Here is an 18767-nt window from a genome sequence, read left to right as displayed (position 1 = left end):
ACGGTCCGTGCGGATCTCGTAATCTAGGCCACGTGTCTGACCACAACCTCGTGCGTGCGGTGATCGCGTACTAGAACTCCCCGGCTACACCGAGAACCGTTCGGCCGGAATGGGTTCCGTCTAGAACGGAGTGGAGGACGGATTCGGCCTCGGTGATGGGGGCGTAGTTCTCCAGCAGGGAAAGATGCTGGGGCTTCAGGTCTTTCGCGAGGCGGGCCCAGAGTTCGCGGCGGGCCGCGATGGGCATGTGCGCGGAGTCGATGCCCAGCAGGGAGACGCCGCGCAGGATGAAGGGCATGACCGTGGTGGGGAGGTCGGTGCCGCCGGTGAGGCCGCTGACCGCCACCGCGCCACCGTATTTGACGGTGCTGAGGATGTGAGCCAAGGATTGGCCACCCACGCTGTCGACGGCGGCGGCCCATTGGGCCTTGCCGAGGGGGCGGAGTTTTTCGCCTTCGGCGGGGAGGCGGCCGATCACCGAGTTCGCGCCGAGGGTGGTGAGAAGTTCGGTGGCTCCGATCTTGCCGGTGGAGGCGATGACCTCGAAGCCGAGGCCGCCGAGGATATCCACGGCCACCGTGCCGACGCCGCCGGTCGCGCCCGTCACCAGCACCGGACCGGCGGACGGGGTGAGGCCGTGGTCCAGCAGGGCCTGCACGCTCATGGCCGCGGTGAATCCGGCGGTGCCGAGGGTGGCGGCCTCGCGCGGGGTGAGGCCTTCGAGCTTCACGACCCACTCCGCCGGGACGCGGGCGTATTCGGCGAAGCCGCCGTGGTGGGCCACGCCGATGTCATAGCCGTGCGCGACGACCAGGTCGCCGGGCGCGAATTCGGGATCGGTGGAGGTGAAGACCTCACCGGTCAGATCGATGCCGGGGATGAGCGGGTAATTGCGGACCACGCCGCCTCCGGGGGTGATCGCGAGCCCGTCCTTGTAGTTGGCGCTCGTGAAGTGCACCTTGATCGTCACCTCGCCCGGCATGAGGAAGTCATCGCCGACCACCTCGCGAATGAGCGCGATCCCACTGTCCGTTTCGTGTGCCACCAGCGCCTGAAACTCCATGGTTTCGAGCATAAGACTCCAATGCTGGTCAGGGCGGTGTTCCCGAATGAATCGATGGCATTACCTCGCGCGTAATCGCTTTGCCTCGCATGCCCTGCGATCGTTGATCTCAGCACCGCAGAGCAAGCGAAAACCCAAGGAGCGCAGTAGAAATGTCGTACTTCGAAACCACCGACGGCACCCGCCTGGCCTATGAGGATTACGGCACCGGCACGCCGCTGGTGTTCATCGCGGGCTGGTCGCTGAACGCCGATATGTGGGAGTACCAGGTGCCGTTCTTCCTGGAGCGGGGCTACCGCTGCGTCATGCTGGACCGCCGGGCGCACGGCCGTTCGGACCGCCCGTCCACCGGCTATGACATCGACACCCGCGCCGACGATATCGCCGCCCTGATCGAGCACCTGGACCTACGTGACTTTGTCATGGTCGCGCATTCCGCGGGCGGCGGCGAGGTGGTCCGCTACCTGAGTCGGCACGGCAGCGAGCGGGTCTCGCGAATCGCCTTGCTGGCCCCCGCGATTCCGTTCATGTGCCGCACCGAGGACAACCCGGTCGGCGTGCCGATCGAGGCGATGGAGGCCTCGCACGCTCAACTGTGCGCGGATCGGCCGAAGTGGTTCTATGACCGGCTCCAGGGCTACTTCGCCACCCACCTGGGTGTCGAAGTCTCGCAGGTGCTGATGGAGACGGAGATGATGCGCTGCATGTCGGCGTCCCCGTACGCCACCCGCGTCTTGCAGCGCGAACTGTTCACCACCGACCACCGCGCGGACGTCGCGGCGCTCACTCTGCCGGTACTGCTGCTGCACGGCACCCCGGACCAGTCGATCCCGATCGACGTTTCCAGCCGCCAGGTGGTGAAGCTGGTGCCGCACGCGGAATTCAAGGAATACCCGAATGCCGGGCACGGCCTCTACATCAGTCATGCGGCGCAGGTGAACGCCGACATCCTCGAATTTCTGAAGAACTGACCGGTATCAACGAGTGGGAGCGGCCCGAAAGCCGCTCTCGCTCACGCGAATTTGGGTGCGCGCTTGCCGACGAACGCGGCAATGCCCTCGGCCCCGTCGGCCGATTCGGCGGCGCGGGTGATGAACGCGGCCTCGGTGCCCAACTGCTCCTCGAGGGTGTGCTGCGACGAAACCAGCAGCAGCTTCTTCACATTCGCATTGGACTGCTTGGGCCCGGCCGCGAATTCCTGAGCCAGGGCCTCCACCGTCTCGGTGAGTTCCCCGGCGGGCACCACCCGGTGCAGCAGACCCCAGTCCAGGGCCTCGTCGGCGGACAGCGTGCGGTTGGTGAGCATGAGCTCCTGGGTGCGGCGCAGGCCGATCAGGCGCGGCAGGTAGTAGGACGCGCCGCCGTCGGGGCTCAGTCCGACCTTGGTGTACGCCATGGTGAACGCGGCGGATTCGGACGCCACCACCAGGTCACCGGCCACCGCGAGGCTGAAGCCCGCGCCCGCCGCCGTCCCGTTCACGCCGACAATGAGCAGCGCGTCCATCCGCGCGAACGACGACACCGCATGATGCAGGGTGTCGGCCAGCTTGTCGATGAAGACGCCGGTGTCACCGCTCTCGGACATGGCCCGCACATCGCCGCCCGCGGAGAAGAAGCGTCCCGCGCCGGTCAGCACGACCACCTTGATGGCCGGATCGTCGGAGCAGTACGCGGCGGCGCGCGCGAGTTCGTCGGCGAGCGCCTGGTCGATGCCATTGGCGGCGGTGGGCCGGTTGAGGGTGATGCGGGCGATCGGGCCGTCGTGCTCGAAGAGGATGTTCTCGTAGCTGCTCATCGGGTGGTGTGCCTTCCGTCGGGTGCCTGATCACAGCATGACAAATTCGACGCGGACGCCCAGAAGCCGGACCGGTCGATCGAGTTCGAAGCCGTGCAGCACCTCCAGTGCGGTCTGCACGATCTCGTCCACATCGGTGCTGGCGTGCGGCAGTTTCCGCTGTTTGCTGCGGGTGAAGAAGGTGCTGGTGCGCAGGGTGACGCTGACGCGCCCGATCCCGCGCCCGGCCGCGATCGTCTCCTCCGCGACCAGGGTGGCCAGGCGGGTGACGGCCGCGTCGATCTCCTCGCGCTCGGTGAGGTCATGCGGGAACGTCTCGGAACGCGAGTGCCCCACCGGTTCTCGTGGTTCGGCGATATCGGTATCGCCCGCCCCGTGCCCGAGGACCCACAGGTACGGCCCGGTATTGGGCCCGAATTCGGCGGCCAGGACCTGTCGATCGGCGGCGGCGAGATCGGCGACCGTCTCGATGCCGAGTCCGCTCATGCGTTTCGCGATGCGAGTGCCGATCCCCCACAGTGCGGTGGTCGGGCGGTGCGCCATGAGTTCGGTCCAGTTGTCCGCCGTGAGCCGGAAGATGCCGGTGCCGCCCTCGCGTTCCCGGGGTTCGGCGGTATCGGATTTCCCGACCGCCTTGGCGAATCCGGTGGCCAGTTTGGCGCGAGTCTTATTGTCTCCGATGCCGACCGCGCAGGTCAGACCCAATTCCTCGATGGCGCCGCGGATCTCGCGGGCCAGTTGTTCGGGATCATCGGTATCGACGGCCAGGAATGCCTCGTCGAATCCGAGCACCTCCACGCGCCCGGGGAAGGTCCGCAGCAGCGCCATGATCTCTTCCGACGCCTCCGCGTAGGTGGCGAGATCCTGGGCCAGGAACACCCCGTCCGGGCAGATTCGCTGGGCCGTGCGCAAGGGCATTCCGGCCCGCACGCCGTGGGCTCGCGCCGGATAGGACGCGCAGGACACCGCTTTCCGTGGTTCCCCGGGATCCCCATTGCCGCCCACGATGACCGGTTGTCCGCGCAGCTCCGGATGCCGCCGGAATTCGACCGCGGCCTGGAATTGGTCGAGGTCGACGTGCAATAGCCAGCGCGCCACCCCTCCGTCATACCGCATGGTCTGCCGAAATGTCGGGAATCAGGCTCGCGCCCCGCGTGGCCTCAGTGCGAGCGGGAACGCAGGAATCGGCTGATCGGGTTCCGGTAGGCGTACCGCGCCTTGAGCACCCCCGAGTCCACCTGTCCTTCGACGCGGATCAGCGGTGCGCCCGGAAAGCGCGGTAGTTTCACGCGATTCGCAATGGCGCCGTCACCGCAGCCGACGCCCTCGAGGTCCACCCGCCACCCGCGCGGCACGATCAAAACGATCGTTCCCGACCCCGCGTCCACCCGCACATCGATTTCCCGCCGCGAACAATGCGCCTGCGTGAAATCGATGACGAGTCGACCCGAAATACATTCGGCGACAATATTTCTCGGCACCGTCCACTGTTCATCGGTGCGTTTGGATCCGCTGGGCACCCGTAACTCCAGCGGCGTCTCCTCGACGTGCTGATATCGCCGTGCACCGAACATGCGCTCGGTAGGGTCGATACGAACCGCGGATGTCTGCCGCTGCTCTTTGGTACGGGTCACCGAAACTCCTCCCCCGGCATCTGAAACGACAATGAGTTATGCCATGGGAAATCGAATTATGCCGTACAGCAGGGGATTTCGGACCGCCCGAGTCTAACGGAACGGTCACAGCACGGTTGTCGCCGAGTCACGGCGGCGCGAATATCCAGTGTGGTCAGCGGCGGCCCAGGTGAATGGTGGATGCGCTGAGAATGAAGACATCATCGCGGAGGCCGATATACATGGGGGCGTCCGGGGCGAGAAGTGCTTCGATGGCCGCGCGGTCGGAATCGGTGAGGCCATTGTCGGTTCGGGTGCGCATGGTGTCGAGCCAGGAGGCCACGTGCGCCTGGATTTCCGGTGCGGCCGGGGCGGGGTGATCGGTGAAGACGGTGAACGAGGAGACCGCGCCGAGCCCGGCCTTGGTGAGCGCGGTGGTCCAGCCGTAGGGCATGCGGACCGCGCCGGGGATGTCCTCACGCATTCGGGCGAATTCGATTTGCCAGATGGTCAGCAGCCGATCCTGCAGGCCGGGTTCGCCGACGCCGACATCCCAGGGCAGGCATTGGGTGGGGACGCCACCCTCGGACAGTGCCAGCCACCCGCCGTCGCGCACCAGCCGAGCCAGCCGATCGGTCCCGGCCTGCTGATCGGGCAGGTGATGCACCATGCGCGCGGCCCACACCAGATCCGCCTGCGGCGCAATATCGTTCAGCTCATCGGCGGCGGCATCGGCCTGAATGGTCTCCACCTTCACCCGGGCATCGCCCCCGAGCGCCGCGACCGCGGTCTCCCGCGCGATCTCCAGCAATTCCGGCACCGCGTCCACGAGCACCAGCCGCCCGCCCCCGCGCCCGGCCAGCTCCCGCGCGAACGCCGCACTCTGCCCGCCCGTCCCCGACCCGATATCCAGCACGGTCGGCGGCTCCCCACCCTCCGCGAGTAGCCCGATCAACTTTCCGGCGGTCTCCGCATGCGCCGCCGCCGCGACCGCATCGTTCCGCTGCAAGTTCGCGATCTGCGTCGACCAGTCGATCCCGTCATGCGTATGCGAATGGCCGTGCGAGGGCCCATGGCCGTGCCCATGCGCATGTGCCTTGTCGTGTCCCTGCGAGTGCTCGTCCGTGTGTGCGCCCATGCCTTCGAAGCTATCCCGAGCTCCGCGCAGGCCCTAGTTCTCTTGCCGGTCCGGCAATAAATCCGGCGAGGGAGCTCTCATGGCGGGATTTCGACCCGATTTCCGCCACCAGTGCTCCCTGATCTTGATGGAACCTCGGGGCGAGGCGGGTTGGACGCGAGGCAGCTCCGCCCCCGGTGTGTTGCCGGGGGCGGAGGCGTACTGCCGGAGATTCAGGCCGCGGCGGGCTCGCTGGCGTCGGCGAATTGGGTTCGGTAGAGCTCGGTGTAGCGGCCTCCGGCGGCCAGGAGTTGGGTGTGGGTGCCGCGCTCCACGATTCGGCCGTGCTCCAGGACGAGGATCTGGTCGGCATTGCGGATGGTGGACAGGCGGTGCGCGATGACCAGTGCGGTGCGGCCGTCCAAGGCCTCGGCGAGGGCTTCCTGCACCGCGGCCTCGGAGGTCGAGTCCAGGGAGGCGGTGGCCTCGTCCAGGATCACCACCTGCGGTTGCTTGAGGAGCAGGCGGGCAATGGTGAGGCGCTGGCGTTCACCGCCGGAGAGGCGGTAGCCGCGTTCGCCGACCACGGTGTCCAGGCCATCGGGCAGGGAGGTCAGCAGGTCGCGCAATCTGGCGCGCTCCAAGGCATCCCAGAGTTCCGCCTCGGTGGCTTCGGGGCGGGCCAGCAGCAGGTTGGCGCGAATGGTGTCGTGGAACAGGTGCCCGTCCTGGGTGACCAGGCCGACGGTGGCCTGGATCGACCGCGAGGTCAGCTCGCGCACATCCGTGCCGCCGAGTCGCACCGACCCGGAATCCACGTCGTAGAGCCGCGAAACCAGTTGGGCGATGGTGGATTTCCCGGCCCCGGAGGAGCCGACCAGCGCCACCATCTGCCCAGGTTCGGCGCGCAGCGAAACTTGGTGCAGCACTTCCTCACCGCCGCGAGTGTCCAGGGTCGCCACATCCTCGAGGGAGGCGAGGGACACCTTGTCGGCAGACGGGTAGCCGAAGCTGACCGCATCCAATTCCACCGCGATCGGCCCGTCCGGCACCGACTTGGCATCGGGCGCGTCCTCGATGAGCGGCTTCAGATCCAGCACCTCGAAGACCCGCTCGAAGCTGACCAGCGCCGACATAATGTCCACCCGGGCACTGGCCAAGGCGGTGAGGGGCGAGTACAGCCGGGTCAGCAGCAGCGAAAGCGAAACCACCGCACCGGGTTCCAGCTGCCCCTTCAGCGCGAGGTACCCGCCCAGCCCGTACACGAGCGCCAGTGCCAGGGCCGAGACCAGGGTGAGTGCGGTGACGAAGACGGTTTGCAGCATGGCGGTGCGCACGCCGATATCGCGCACCCGCCTGGCCCGCACCGCGAATTCCGAGGATTCCTGCTGCGGCCGCCCGAACAGTTTCACCAGTGTCGCGCCGGGTGCGGAGAACCGTTCGGTCATCTGGGTGCTCATGGAGGCATTGAGTCCGGCGGCCTCGCGCTGAATCCCGGCCAGCCGCTCACCCATGCGCCGGGCGGGCAGCACGAATACGGGCAGCAGCACCAGCGCCAGCAGGGTGATCTGCCACGAGAGTTGCAGCATGACGGCGAGGGTGAGCACCAGCGTCACCACATTGGTGACCACACCGGACAGCGTCGAGCTGAAGGCCCGCTGCGCCCCGATCACGTCATTATTGAGGCGGCTGACCAGTGCCCCGGTGCGGGTACGGGTGAAGAACGCGATCGGCATCTTCTGCACGTGATCGAATACCGCGGTCCGCAGATCGAAGATCAGCCCCTCGCCGATCCGCGCGGAAAGCCAGCGAATGATGATGCCGAGCCCCGCGTCCAGCGCCGCCACCAGTGCGATGATCGCGGCCAGCACGATCACGGTCCGGGTGGTGCCGTGGCTCACGATGGCATCCACGACCCGCCCCGCGAGCACCGGCGTGGCCACCGCCAGCAGCGCCGACACAATACTGAACACCAGGAACGCGATCAGCCGCCGATGGTGGGCGTGCGCGAACGCCAGAATCCGCCGCGCCGTGGCCAGTCGCAACGGTCGCTGCTCGGTGGGCGCGTTCATCTGCCGATACAGCTGATTCCACGCCACGGATTCCATACTCATTCCGCACTCCTCACGGTCGGGGTCCATCGAACCCCATGCCACCGACAGTAAGACCTCAACAATGGTTGAGAGCAACCCCTTCCGCCCAGCGCACAGCTTCACTGTCAGCGAACACGCCACGCCTCCTCCGCCGCGCGAAGCGGACACGCTGCCCCTGAATCCGGCCAGCCAGGGATGCGGCCACGCCCCCATCGTCTGTCGCCCCGGCCGCGCCGGGTGGGAGGCAGCCGCGCGTCCTGCCGAATTCGCGCCGCGTCCGGTGAATGCGGCGAGCCACGCCGGGCTCGCTCGACCACTTCGGCCGAGTGTCTCGGATGCGGAGTCGATTCGGTGTCACGTGGTGGGTCATAGGCTGGCGGGGTGACCGATGCGGTGGAACGGGGCTTGCGCGGGCGGATCGCCGGGGAGGTCGATGCGTCCGATCGGCGGCGGGTCGAGTACTCCTCGGATGCGTCGAACTATCGGGTGGTACCCGCTGCGGTGGTGTTTCCGCGCACCGACGGCGATGTGGCCGCGGTACTGGACTTCGCGCGCGGTGCCGGGCTGTCGGTCACGGCGCGCGGGGCGGGGACTTCGGTGGCGGGCAATGCCATTGGCAGCGGGGTGGTGCTGGATTTCAGCAGGCATATGAACGCCATTCTCGAGGTGGATGCCGAGCGCCGGGTGGCGCGGGTGCAGCCCGGCGTGGTGCTGGCGGAATTGCAGCGGCAGGCCGGTGTGCACGGATTGCGGTTCGGACCGGATCCGTCGACGCAGAATCGGTGCACGCTCGGCGGGATGATCGGCAACAATGCCTGCGGGCCGCGCGCGGTCGCCTGGGGACGCACCTCGGATACGGTGCGTGAACTGCGAATACTCGATGGTTCAGGGGCAGAGCGACGGCTCGCGGCAGACCTGTCGGCGGTGCCGGGGCTGCCCGAATTCACGCGCGCGAATCTCGCGGTGATCCGCACCGAACTGGGACGGTTCGAGCGGCAGGCATCGGGATACAGCCTGGAACACCTACTGCCGGAACGGGGTTCGTCGATCGCCAAGGCATTCGTGGGGACCGAGGGCACCTGCGGGCTGCTGCTGGAGGCGACGGTCGACCTGGTACCGATGCCCGCCGCGACCGTGCTGGTGGTGCTCGGATATCCCGATATGCCCAGTGCCGCAGACGATATCGCCGCCATCATGGCGGCCGGGCCGATCGCGGTCGAGGGCATGGAGGCCCGCCTGGTGAATGTGGTGCGCACACATAAGGGCACGGTGCCGGAGCTGCCGCGCGGCGGCGGCTGGCTGCTGATCGAGCTCGCGGGCGAAACGGCCGAGCAGGCGCGCGATGCGGCCGAGCTGCTGCGGGTTTCGGCGCACGCGCTGGATTCCCGCATGGTCACCGACAAGGCGGAGGCTCAAGCCTTGTGGGCAATACGCGCCGACGGCGCGGGCCTCTCGGGCCGCACACCGGACGGCAACCCCGCCTGGCCCGGCTGGGAGGACGCCGCCGTCCCACCCGACAAACTCGGCGCGTACCTACGCGAATTTGAGGAACTCACACAATCCCACGGCGTGGACGGCCTGCTCTACGGACACTTCGGCGACGGCTGCATCCACGTCCGCCTGGACCTCCCCATAACCGATGCCCCCCAACGCTTCCGAGCCTTCCTCGAGGACGCCGCCCGTCAAGTGGTGCGCTTCGGCGGCTCCCTCTCCGGCGAACACGGCGACGGCCGCGCCCGCTCGGAACTCCTATCCCTCATGTACTCCCCCGAAGCCCTGGCCGCCTTCGCCGGATTCAAAGCCCTCTTCGACCCCGCCGACGTCCTGAACCCAGGCATTCTGGTGCAACCCCGTCCGGTCGACGCTGATCTGCGTCTCGCGGGCCTGCGTCCCCTCCCCCTGGCAGGCGGCTTCACCTACCCCGAAGACGGCGACCTATCCACCGCCGTGCACCGCTGCGTAGGAGTAGGCAAGTGCCGCGCCGACTCCCGCCCCTCCGGCGGCTTCATGTGCCCCTCCTACCTGGCCACCGCCGACGAAAAGGACACCACCCGAGCCCGAGCCCGAGTCCTCCAGGAAGTCGTCCGAGGCGACCTGGACTGGCGCTCCGACGCGGTAGCCGAATCTCTGGACCTCTGCCTCTCCTGCAAGGCCTGTCACTCCGACTGCCCCGCCGGCGTCGACATGGCCACCTACAAATCCGAAACCCTCTACCGTCGCTACCAGGGCCGCCTCCGCCCACCCGACCACTACTCCCTCGGCCGCCTCCCCCAATGGCTAGCCGCCGCCACCCGCGCCCCCCGCCTGATGAATGCCTTGGCCGCCACCCCCCTACGCCGAATCGGCCTGCGTGCAGCGGGAATCGACCCCCGTCGCCCGGTGCCGCCCCTGGCAGGCACAAGTTTCCGCCGAGCTTGGCGAGACCGAACGCCATCCACGGCGTCCCCGATCGCAACGGCGGCATCACTGGATACGGCCGCCGCCGTGTCACCCCGGGGCGTCGCATCACCGGATTCCGCCGACCTCACGGCTGACCCCGCCGTCGAACCGCGTGACCCGGTTGTCGAATCGAATGACCCGGCCGTCGCGATGGGTCCGGGATCGACCGGCGATGCCGACACCGCGGGCACTTCCCGCACTGGCTCAGCGGGGGTGGGTGAGTCCAGCTCCGCCGCCACGTTCCCGGAGACCATCGCCTTGACCCCCGCTGTCGCGTTGCCCGATGCGGTGGCCGCATTGCCGGGCGGCGGAGATGACCCGGGTGGTACTCGGCCCGACGCCGGTTCGCCCGCGGTCATGCTGTGGATCGACAGTTTCACGGATGCCTTCGATCCCGAGATTGCCTGGGCGGCAGTGAAGTTGATCGAATCGCTGGGGCATGCGGTGCGGATTCCGGAGCGCAGGGTGTGTTGTGGGCTGACGTGGATCAGTACCGGACAGTTGGAAGGTGCGCGAAAACGATTGCGGGGCACCGTGAATGCGCTGGAGGCGCATGTTCGGTCGGGCGGTGTGGTCGTTGGGCTGGAGCCCTCGTGCACCGCCGCGCTGCGGGAGGATCTGCCGCGCTTGCTCCCGGATGATCCGCGCGCCGCAGCGGTGGCCGGAGCGGTCCGGACCCTGGCGGAGTTCCTGGAGGAGCAGCCGCAATGGCAGCCGCCGGATCGGAGTGGGCGGACGGTGCTGGTGCAGCCGCATTGCCATGAACACGCGGTGTCCGGATTCGCGGCGGATCGGAGAGTGCTGGCGAGTACCGGCGCGACCGTTCGCGAGCTCGCCGGGTGTTGCGGGCTGGCCGGAAACTTCGGCATGCAGCGCGGCCACTACGAGGTGTCGGTGGCCGTGGCCGAGAGCGGGCTGCTGCCAGCGCTCCGTGAAGCCAGTGAAGACTCGATCTTGCTCGCCGACGGCTTCTCCTGCCGCACCCAAGCGGACCAGCTGGCCGGTCATCCTGCCCGCCACTTGGCTCAGTTTCTCTTGGACCCATGACCCGTGACCCATGACCCGTGACCCGTGACCCGTGACCCGGGGCGACCGTGCGCGAACTCACCGGCTGCTGCCCGCGCTGCGTGCGGCGGCCGATGATTGGATCCTGATCGCCGACGGCTTCTCCTGCCGGACCCAAGCCGACCAGCTGGCCGGTCATCCCGCCCGCCACTTGGCTCAGTTTCTCTTGGACCCGTGACCGGTCCCGCCATCGGGCACCCACTACAGCGGACTCTCCATGCCGCCGTCCCACCCGCCGGGAAATCCTGTTCCGATGGGCCGCCCTGGTCGCCCCGCGCGAGGCCTTGCTTGGCCGACACCCTGCGCTCAGCCCCCGCTGGAGGGGACCCACGTCGTATCGGATCTGGGCGTCGGGCACCCATTCCGGCGGACACGTCGTGATTCGGCCGTCAGCCTTGGGCACCCGCTCGGGCGGGCGGACCGAGGCGAGGCAAAATGGGCCGGTGACTTCTGCTTCGACCACTGCCGTGCTGACGCGCACAGTGCGGTCCGAGCGTCCCATCGATCTGGCAGCCACCATCACGCCACTGCGCCGCGGGTTCGGCGACCCGTGTCACCGCGAAACCCCGGACGGCGCGCACTGGCACGCCTCGCGGATGCCGACTGGTGAGGTCACCTATCGGCTCAGCCAGGCCGACCGGTGTGCCGTTGATGCCAAGGCGTGGGGTCCGGGTGCGGCGGAGTTTATGGAACGGCTTCCGGACATGTTGTGTGTGGACGAGGACCTCACCGATTTCATGCCCGAGCATCCCAAGGTCGCCGAGGCGCATCGCCGCAATCCCGGTCTGCGGATGCTGCGCACGGGTCTGGTGTGGGAGGCCTTGGTGCCTGCGGTGCTGGAGCAGAAGGTGCATACCCGGACCGCCCATGCCTCCTGGCGGAAACTGGTGTGGCGCTACGGGACTCCGGCTCCGGGGCCCGCTCCTGACGGACTCCGCGTCATGCCGGATGCCGAGACCTGGCGGCATATCCCGTCTTGGGTTTATCACCGCGCCAATGTTGAGCCGCAGCGTTCGAAAACCATTGTGCTGTCGGCTCGTATCGCTCCCAAGCTGGAGGAAGCGGCGGCCCTGTCGCACGCCGACGCCGAACACCGCCTCCGCACCGTCCCCGGCATCGGCGTCTGGACCGCCGCCGAGATCGCCCAGCGGGCCTTCGGCAATCCGGATGCCTTGTCGGTGGGCGATTTCCACCTCGCCGCCACCGTCGGCTGGACCCTCCTCGGCCGCCCCATCGACGATGCCGCCATGGTCGAATACCTGGAACCCCTACGCCCGCACCGTTACCGGGCTGTCCGCCTGCTCGGCCTCGCAGGCTTCGCCCGCAAGCCCAAATTCGCCCCCCGCACCCCCTACACCGATCACAGCCGCATCTGACCCCGGCGGCCCCTCGTTGAAAGCTGCAGGCCCTCTCGACAGTTGCAGGGGTTGTAAGGCCTGCAACTGTCGAGAAGGCATGCAACTCCCGGGCTGGTCACTGTTGGTCGACGGCCGCTTGGGCTGCGGACTGGGCCCGGTCCAGTGCGGTGGCCACCGGAATGCGTGCGAGGTACATCTCGTCGAGGATCGGTGTGACCGCTTGGAGGGCTGCGGGGAAGCCGGGGCCGCCACCGGCGGAGATCTGCTTGTCGCGCAGGACGTCGAAGAAGGGGGCGACGTCCACGCCTTGCCGGGCCCAATAGTCTCGGTAGACCTGCTGTTCCGAGAGGACGGCGGGAATGGTCGCGCCGTCCAGTGCGAGGTATCGATTCCCGGTCGCGCTGCCCAGCCAGCCGAGTACGCGCCGTACTGCCTCCGGGTGCCGCGTTGCCGAATTCCCGGCGACGGCAATGGAATTGTTCGCGCTCACCCGTCCGGCTGGCCCCTCGGGTATCAGGGCCAGTCCCCACTGGAATCGAGCGTTCTGAGCGATGGTCGCGAGGTTGAAGCTGCCGGATTGGAGGAGCGCCATCCGGCCTTGTAGGAAGGCGTTCTTGGCGAAGTCGCTGCTGTGGTTGGTGTCGGCGGCCGACGGTGAAAGCCCGTCGGTGACGAGCCGGACCGTGTACCCGAAGGCATCTCGCCCCTGCGGAGTCGAGAACGCGAATCGCCCGTCCTGCTGGAACTGTCCGCCCGCCGATCCCAGATACGGCAGCGTGATGGATTGAAAGTCATTGGCCGCGTTGTATGGCCAGGCCGAGACGGTTGCCAGCCGCCGAAGCAACGGCCGGAATGTATCGCGCGCGGCGTCGGGATTCCAGTGCGACGAGGCCAGCTCGCTCGGATCCACTGCGGCGGCCGTCAGCAGGTCCCGGTTGTAGTACACCGCACTGCCGCCATCGACGAATTGCGGTACCGCCCAGAGTGTTCCATTGCGCGTGAACTGGTTGACGGCGAAGGGATCCCACGCTCGCGCGGATTCGGTGCCCAGCGCGGCCCCGATATCCATGAGCTTCCCGCTGTCGGCGTAGTCCTCGTACAGGTTGGTCCAGAACAGGTCGTCCGCGATCCCGCCCGCCACATCCAGTCGCAGCTTCTGTTGATAGGAAGCCCACGGCACCAGGGTGATTCGCACTTCGATATCCGGATTCGCCCGCTCGAATTCATCCAGCGAGGCCCGGTACGCCGATACGAAGCTCTGATCCCAGATCCGCAGTCGCACCACGGTGCGCCCGGTCCCGTCGGTGTCCCGCCCGAGCCATAGCGCCGCCGCGATCAGCAATACCGCGGCCAGCGCGATCCCGAGCACCACCCGAGTGGAGTCCTTGACCCTCATTTGAGCCCCGTCCAGGCAATGGACCGCAGCACCTGCCGCTGGAACACCACGAACAACACCACCAAGGGCGCGATGGCGAGGGTGGTGGCGGCCATGATGAGCGTCCACTGCGAGTTGTATTGGGTCTGCATATTCGCGGTGGCCACGGTCAGCACCTGCCATTTCGGCCCGCTGGCGGCGACGAGCGGCCACATGAAGCTGTTCCACTGCGAGACCAGCGTGATCACCGTGAGCGTCGCCAGGATCGGCTTGCTCATGGGGACCACGACGTGCACGAGGATGTCGAGAGTGGTGGCACCGTCCATGCGCGCGGCATCGATGAGCTCCACGGGTATGGCCCGAAAGTATTGCCGCAGCAGGAATATGGCGTACGGCGACCCGAACATGAAGGGCAGCACCAACGCCCAGAAGCTGTTCAACCACCCGAGTTTCGCGAACATCAGGTACAGCGGAATGAGTGTGACGGCGCTCGGCACCATCATGGTCCCGAGATACACCCAGAAGAGCAGATCACGTCCGGGAAAGCGGGTGCGCGCGAACGCGTAGGCGGCGAGTATCGAGGTGAGCAGCTGTCCGCAGGTGATGCACACGGTCATGAGCGCGGTGACGGCCACCGCCCGCCCCAGCCCTTGATCGAGCACGGTCCGGAAGTTGTCGAGTGTGACCGGATGCGGTGGCGTCAAAGCGGATTCGCTCGCGAACTGCCCCGGCGTCTTCACCGCCGTGAGCGCGCTGAGCACCAATGGCGCGACCGTCAGCAGCGCCCCGGCGACCAGCAGCACATAGGCCGCCACCGAACGCACGGCCGCGCGGCGATTGTCAGAATTCATCGCCGGTCCGATCCCGGAAATACCGGTATTGCAGCACGGTGATCGCGAACAGCACCGCGAACACGACCACCGCCATGACCGCCGCCCGCCCCGGACGCGCCGCCTCGAACGCCTCCGAATACAACCGCATGGCAACCACATCCGTGCGATGGTCCGGCCCGCCCCTGGTCAGCGCGTACACGGCATCGAAGGTCTGGAAGACGGTCAGCACCCCGGTGGCGAGCACGAAGAACATGGTCGGCCGCAGCAGCGGCAGGATCAGCCAGCGCACCCGCCGCCACCCGGTCGCCCCGTCGAGCGCGCCCGCATCGAGGATCTCCCCTGGTATGGCCCGGATCCCGGCGACGAAGAACAGCGCCACATAGCCGACATTCATCCACACGAGGACCGCCGCCACCGCGGGCAGTGCCAGCCCCGGCGAGCTGAGCCATTCGATTCGCCGTCCCAGCAGCGCGTTCAGCGCCCCGCCGGTGGGTGCGAAGATCCACTGCCACACCACGCCGACCGCGACCGGCGCGCACATCCACGGCAGTGCGTACAGCACCCGCAGCACGGTCCCGCCGCGTCCGCGCCGGGCCAGCGGTGCCGCAATGGCGAATCCGAGCACGGTCTGTGCGGGCACCACCAGCGCGGTGAGCCCCAGCGTCACCAGCACCGAATGCCCGAATTGCCGGTCCGTCAGCACCGATCGCCAGTTGTCGAGCCCGGTGAATTCGATGGGCCCCAGCAGATTCCAGCTGTGCAGGCTCAGCCACAGCACCACCGCGATCGGCAGCAGCAGGAAGCATCCGACGCCGACCAGGCTCGGCAGCAGCAGGGCGTAGCCGGTGGCCGGGCGGGTCAGCGCCCGTCGATTCCCGCGAACCGTGCGGTCCATGCTCGGGACGCTACCGGCCACCCCGCCCGCCCCGCGCGCTCCCACGCCAGACCCCGCGCTATCCCTCGCCACGGGCCGCGCTGTCCCTCGCCGCAGGTCACCGTGACTCACGCTGCCGGGCCGCGTCATTCCGTGATTCGCCGCGCCCGGTTCCGCCCACTCTCCAATGCGCCCGATTCGTCCGGCTTTGCCCTGTGCCCGAGCAGGTTTCGGGTTCCCTTTCACCCGATGACCCGCTTCGGCGCATGATAGTTTTTGCCGCGCTTGTGCGAGTGATGACCGGCGAGGCGGGCCACGACAGGGCAGGGGACGGCGTCGATGCGAATTCAGCCACGGCAGCAGATTCTCGGGATATGGCGGTCGCTGCTGACCGCCTGCTACAGCGACGGCGCCTGGGAATGGGGCGGCCGCGGCGGCTCCAACTCGATCAGCGATGCCGAACAACTGCTGTGCCTGCTGTATCCGGCCACCGAGATCGACGGGTTCGCCCTCGACCGCCCGGAGCACATTGCCGACGATGTGCGCGCGGTGCTGGCTCCGCTGGGCGCGGGTTGGCGCATCGGCGAGAATATCGTCGACATTCTGGAGCAGTACATCGACCGCTATACCGAGGTGGTCGAGGTGAATGCGGAGACCAAGAAGGATCTCCCGGTCTTCGCGGCGGGGAGCTATCTGACCGCCACGGGCGGCGCCTACCCCACCGATGCGCAGCGCGGCCTCGATGTCGTCGACTCGTATTCCATGTCGTTGACCCTGTGCCTGGCGGCGCTGAAGTTCCTGCGCAGTTTCCACGGCCCGATCGCGGAGCTCGCCTCCCGCAGAATCCGGGACGCGGTCGAGCTCGCCCCGCGCATCCAGGACTTGGATGCCCGCATCAATACCCGCCTGACCGCCGCCATGGTCGGCCTGGTGCGCAGTTTCGTGGTGCAGACCGTCACCCCGGAATCCGCCGAGGGCCAAGCCATGCTGTCCATGCTGAATCAGACCGGCGCACCGGATGATGCTGTGGTGGAGGCGGTCTGGCATCGCCTGGAGCGTGTGCGGGTGCGACTACGCAATGACGTCACCCTGAGCAAGACGCCCGGCGTCGACCTCTACGCCGAGGGCCTGCTGTTCGAATGCGGCTGGAGTTGGAGCATGGTGCGCGAGGCCGCGCCCATCGACTTCGTCGACATGCCGATCGCCGAAACGCCCGGCTATGCCGTCGCCCGCCCGTACCTGCACTTCACCGTGGTCGCCCTGGACGGCATCAATGACCTGACCTCCGCCCGCACCCGCGAACTGGACCTGCTCGACGATCAGCAGCGACGGCTGGCCGAGGCGCTGCAACTGCGATGGGATCTGGCACAGCGCTATTGGTCCGCGGTGGCGCGCTTCGGCTCCGGCCGCTGGCCCCTGGAGGACATTCCCTGGCGCACCTCCGATGGCGAGGAGTCGGACTACTTCAGTCTCAGCGTGTCCGCCGTGCTCATGCAGGACCTACTCAATCGCGAGGCCAGCGATGACGATCTCACCAGGGCCGCACCGATTTTCGATGAACTGGCCCGCCGCGGCCGCGTGATCAGCCGTGTCACCGAGGGTGATCCGGCCCGCGCCATGCACACCCCCGGCGTCCATCTGCGCCTGTTCGGCAGCGAGGAACTCGGCGGCCCGATGCTGGCGTGGACCGTATCCGATTACGCCACAGTGCTTTTGAAGCGCACCCTGCAAGCCGCCCGGCTGTCGGGAAACATGGACACCCGCGACGAACTGCTCGCGCTGGCCCAGACCACCATGGACCATCTGGACCGCCGCGCCTTCCGCGACGGCCCGGTCGGACTGTGGGACGATCCGTGCCGGATCTTCGGCGGCGAGCAGATCCTCGAACCCTCCTGGTATCTCACCGAGCGCGTGGTCGAATGCCTGGTCGCCGCCGCCCGCATGTACGGCGAACCGCCGCTGCGCTCCCCGGCGCTTGTGGTGCGCGCCATGGAACTGCTCACCGAGGCCGAACACCTGCTCAATCGCGAACTGCTGGAACTCAGCGAACGCGACGTGTCCTCCAACCGCACCGCCCTGGCCCTGGTGGAACAGCGTTTACAGCGCGCCCGCAGGCTCATCGACGAGCGGCCCGGCACCGCGCTGAGCCTGGTCACGCAGGCCCTGCTGGAGCTGGACGAGCTCGCCTACGCCCGGTCCGACGCCACCAGGAGCATGTGATGGTTCTCGTGTTCTCCGCCTCGGACAAGGGTGGCACCGGCAGATCGGTGACCAGCTGCAATATGGCCTACTGGCTGAGCATGGAGGGCCAGAAGGTGGCCTACCTGGACTTCGACTTCGGATCACCCACGGCCGGAGGCACTTTCGAGATCAGCCGGATCGATCGCGGCATACCCGGCGATATCGGCCTGCATGAGTATCTGCTCGGCAATATCGGCAGTCCGGCCCGCCTGAGCGTGCGCTCGGAGACCGACCGCGTGGAGCTGAGCCAGTCCCGACACCCGTCCGGTCGCTTGGTGCTGTTTCCCGGTGATCGCAGCGGAGCCGAGTTCACCGTGCTGGACGCGTCCATGGTGCAGCTGTGCACGGCGCTCTTGTCCTCGTGCGAGCAGGAATTCGATGTCACCTTCGTGGATTTGAGCGCGGGCCGGTCCATCGCCTTGGCGCTGGCCTTGCAGGCCACCCGGCAGCCGCAGCTGGCCGGGGCGGTCTCGCGCTGGCTGATCTTCCATCGCTGGACCCGTCAGCACATTGTGGCGGCGCACGGTCTGGTGCACGGTGAGCACGGCCTGCTGAAGACCGGCGCGCGGTATGGACACGACGCGGATCTGCTGCGGAACTCGGTACGCTACGTGCGGACGGCGGTGCCGGAATTGAATGCGGCGGTCGGCCTGCGCCCGGCCCAGGCGGCCTGGTTGCAGACTCAGGACGACACGCTGAACCGGGCGGCCATCCGAAACGACATGGGCTCCACGGTGGTGCTCGGTCAAACCCCGGTGGAACCGATGCTGCAATGCCGGGAACAGGTGATCCTGGATATAGACGCGTCGGCCCGGATCGCCAATGAGGAAACCGTCGATGCTTTCCGTCGTCTCGCCGTGCGGCTCATGAACCGCGCGGTCTGGGAAAGGCTGGAGTAACA

The 18767-nt window shown here is 67.7% G+C and carries 15 protein-coding genes; 6 read left to right on the top strand and 9 right to left on the bottom strand.

Going from position 1 to position 18767, the window contains the following annotated elements; genetic code table 11:
* Positions 1 to 70: 70 nt before the first annotated feature.
* Complete coding sequence (locus AB0N05_RS19495) at positions 71 to 1063, bottom strand: oxidoreductase (RefSeq protein ID WP_364695666.1); 993 nt, start codon at positions 1061 to 1063, stop codon at positions 71 to 73.
* 152 nt (positions 1064 to 1215) lie between these two features.
* On the opposite strand from AB0N05_RS19495, the gene AB0N05_RS19490 reads away from it, so the two are divergent.
* Complete coding sequence (locus AB0N05_RS19490; RefSeq protein WP_364695663.1) at positions 1216 to 2034, top strand: alpha/beta hydrolase; 819 nt, start codon at positions 1216 to 1218, stop codon at positions 2032 to 2034.
* Between the two features lie 41 nt (positions 2035 to 2075).
* Here the strand turns inward: AB0N05_RS19490 and AB0N05_RS19485 are convergent, their stop codons facing one another.
* The 5 genes from AB0N05_RS19485 to AB0N05_RS19465 all read right to left on the bottom strand — a co-directional run bounded on the left by AB0N05_RS19485 (position 2076) and on the right by AB0N05_RS19465 (position 7702).
* Entirely contained in the window at positions 2076 to 2858 is a 783-nt protein-coding gene (locus AB0N05_RS19485) for an enoyl-CoA hydratase-related protein (protein ID WP_364695661.1), read from the bottom strand.
* Between the two features lie 30 nt (positions 2859 to 2888).
* Entirely contained in the window at positions 2889 to 3956 is a 1068-nt protein-coding gene (locus AB0N05_RS19480; protein ID WP_364696514.1) for a DNA polymerase IV, read from the bottom strand.
* Between the two features lie 62 nt (positions 3957 to 4018).
* Positions 4019 to 4492 (bottom strand): hypothetical protein, encoded by a 474-nt coding sequence (locus AB0N05_RS19475; protein ID WP_364695658.1) that lies wholly within the window; start codon positions 4490 to 4492, stop codon positions 4019 to 4021.
* 154 nt (positions 4493 to 4646) lie between these two features.
* A complete protein-coding gene (locus tag AB0N05_RS19470) occupies positions 4647 to 5609 on the bottom strand; it encodes a class I SAM-dependent methyltransferase (protein ID WP_364695655.1) in 963 nt (320 codons plus the stop codon).
* A 212-nt stretch (positions 5610 to 5821) separates the two neighbouring features.
* A complete protein-coding gene (locus tag AB0N05_RS19465) occupies positions 5822 to 7702 on the bottom strand; it encodes an ABC transporter ATP-binding protein (protein ID WP_364695652.1) in 1881 nt (626 codons plus the stop codon).
* Between the two features lie 360 nt (positions 7703 to 8062).
* Here AB0N05_RS19465 and AB0N05_RS19460 point away from each other — a divergent pair, with 360 nt between their 5' ends.
* From AB0N05_RS19460 to AB0N05_RS19450, 3 genes are all read left to right on the top strand, one after another.
* Positions 8063 to 11167, top strand: coding sequence for an FAD-binding and (Fe-S)-binding domain-containing protein (locus AB0N05_RS19460; RefSeq protein WP_364695649.1), 3105 nt, complete (start codon positions 8063 to 8065; stop codon positions 11165 to 11167).
* Between the two features lie 31 nt (positions 11168 to 11198).
* Positions 11199 to 11363: a hypothetical protein gene (locus tag AB0N05_RS19455; protein WP_364695646.1), complete on the top strand. Its 165-nt coding sequence runs from the start codon at positions 11199 to 11201 to the stop codon at positions 11361 to 11363.
* Positions 11364 to 11628: 265 nt separating this feature from the next.
* Positions 11629 to 12561 carry a DNA-3-methyladenine glycosylase 2 family protein gene (locus tag AB0N05_RS19450; RefSeq protein ID WP_364695643.1) on the top strand — a complete coding sequence of 311 codons (933 nt, stop codon included), beginning with the start codon at positions 11629 to 11631 and terminating at the stop codon, positions 12559 to 12561.
* A gap of 97 nt (positions 12562 to 12658) precedes the next feature.
* Here AB0N05_RS19450 and AB0N05_RS19445 read toward each other — a convergent pair whose 3' ends face one another.
* Genes AB0N05_RS19445 through AB0N05_RS19435 form a run of 3 tightly spaced genes read right to left on the bottom strand, consistent with a single transcriptional unit; the run spans position 12659 to position 15646 of the window.
* Positions 12659 to 13939 carry a sugar ABC transporter substrate-binding protein gene (locus tag AB0N05_RS19445; RefSeq protein WP_364695640.1) on the bottom strand — a complete coding sequence of 427 codons (1281 nt, stop codon included), beginning with the start codon at positions 13937 to 13939 and terminating at the stop codon, positions 12659 to 12661.
* Complete coding sequence (locus AB0N05_RS19440) at positions 13936 to 14769, bottom strand: carbohydrate ABC transporter permease (protein WP_364695637.1); 834 nt, start codon at positions 14767 to 14769, stop codon at positions 13936 to 13938. Before AB0N05_RS19440 ends, AB0N05_RS19445 begins: the two co-directional genes overlap by 4 nt.
* Complete coding sequence (locus tag AB0N05_RS19435; protein WP_364695634.1) at positions 14759 to 15646, bottom strand: sugar ABC transporter permease; 888 nt, start codon at positions 15644 to 15646, stop codon at positions 14759 to 14761. Before AB0N05_RS19435 ends, AB0N05_RS19440 begins: the two co-directional genes overlap by 11 nt.
* A 318-nt stretch (positions 15647 to 15964) precedes the next feature.
* Between AB0N05_RS19435 and AB0N05_RS19430 the strand changes: the two genes are divergently transcribed.
* Together AB0N05_RS19430 and AB0N05_RS19425 are read left to right on the top strand one after the other, a co-directional pair.
* Positions 15965 to 17845 (top strand): SCO2524 family protein, encoded by a 1881-nt coding sequence (locus AB0N05_RS19430; protein ID WP_364695631.1) that lies wholly within the window; start codon positions 15965 to 15967, stop codon positions 17843 to 17845.
* Positions 17845 to 18765: an SCO2523 family variant P-loop protein gene (locus AB0N05_RS19425; protein WP_364695628.1), complete on the top strand. Its 921-nt coding sequence runs from the start codon at positions 17845 to 17847 to the stop codon at positions 18763 to 18765. The genes AB0N05_RS19430 and AB0N05_RS19425 overlap by 1 nt, the downstream gene beginning before the upstream one ends.
* Positions 18766 to 18767: the final 2 nt, after the last annotated feature.

This window comes from Nocardia sp. NPDC051030 (assembly GCF_040683015.1).
Classification (GTDB): Bacteria; Actinomycetota; Actinomycetes; order Mycobacteriales; family Mycobacteriaceae; genus Nocardia.
This window is presented reverse-complemented; position numbering and strand designations above follow the sequence as displayed.

What these genes read in the sequence shown, in the direction of transcription:
- AB0N05_RS19495 (WP_364695666.1), bottom strand. Translation starts at nt 1,063, where the DNA reads ATGGAGTTTCAGGCGCTGGTGGCACACGAAACGGACAGTGGGATCGCG.
- AB0N05_RS19490 (WP_364695663.1), top strand. Translation starts at nt 1,216, where the DNA reads ATGTCGTACTTCGAAACCACCGACGGCACCCGCCTGGCCTATGAGGAT.
- AB0N05_RS19485 (WP_364695661.1), bottom strand. Translation starts at nt 2,858, where the DNA reads ATGAGCAGCTACGAGAACATCCTCTTCGAGCACGACGGCCCGATCGCC.
- AB0N05_RS19470 (WP_364695655.1), bottom strand. Translation starts at nt 5,609, where the DNA reads ATGGGCGCACACACGGACGAGCACTCGCAGGGACACGACAAGGCACAT.
- AB0N05_RS19465 (WP_364695652.1), bottom strand. Translation starts at nt 7,702, where the DNA reads ATGAGTATGGAATCCGTGGCGTGGAATCAGCTGTATCGGCAGATGAAC.
- AB0N05_RS19445 (WP_364695640.1), bottom strand. Translation starts at nt 13,939, where the DNA reads ATGAGGGTCAAGGACTCCACTCGGGTGGTGCTCGGGATCGCGCTGGCC.
- AB0N05_RS19440 (WP_364695637.1), bottom strand. Translation starts at nt 14,769, where the DNA reads ATGAATTCTGACAATCGCCGCGCGGCCGTGCGTTCGGTGGCGGCCTAT.
- AB0N05_RS19435 (WP_364695634.1), bottom strand. Translation starts at nt 15,646, where the DNA reads ATGGACCGCACGGTTCGCGGGAATCGACGGGCGCTGACCCGCCCGGCC.
- AB0N05_RS19430 (WP_364695631.1), top strand. Translation starts at nt 15,965, where the DNA reads ATGCGAATTCAGCCACGGCAGCAGATTCTCGGGATATGGCGGTCGCTG.
- AB0N05_RS19425 (WP_364695628.1), top strand. Translation starts at nt 17,845, where the DNA reads ATGGTTCTCGTGTTCTCCGCCTCGGACAAGGGTGGCACCGGCAGATCG.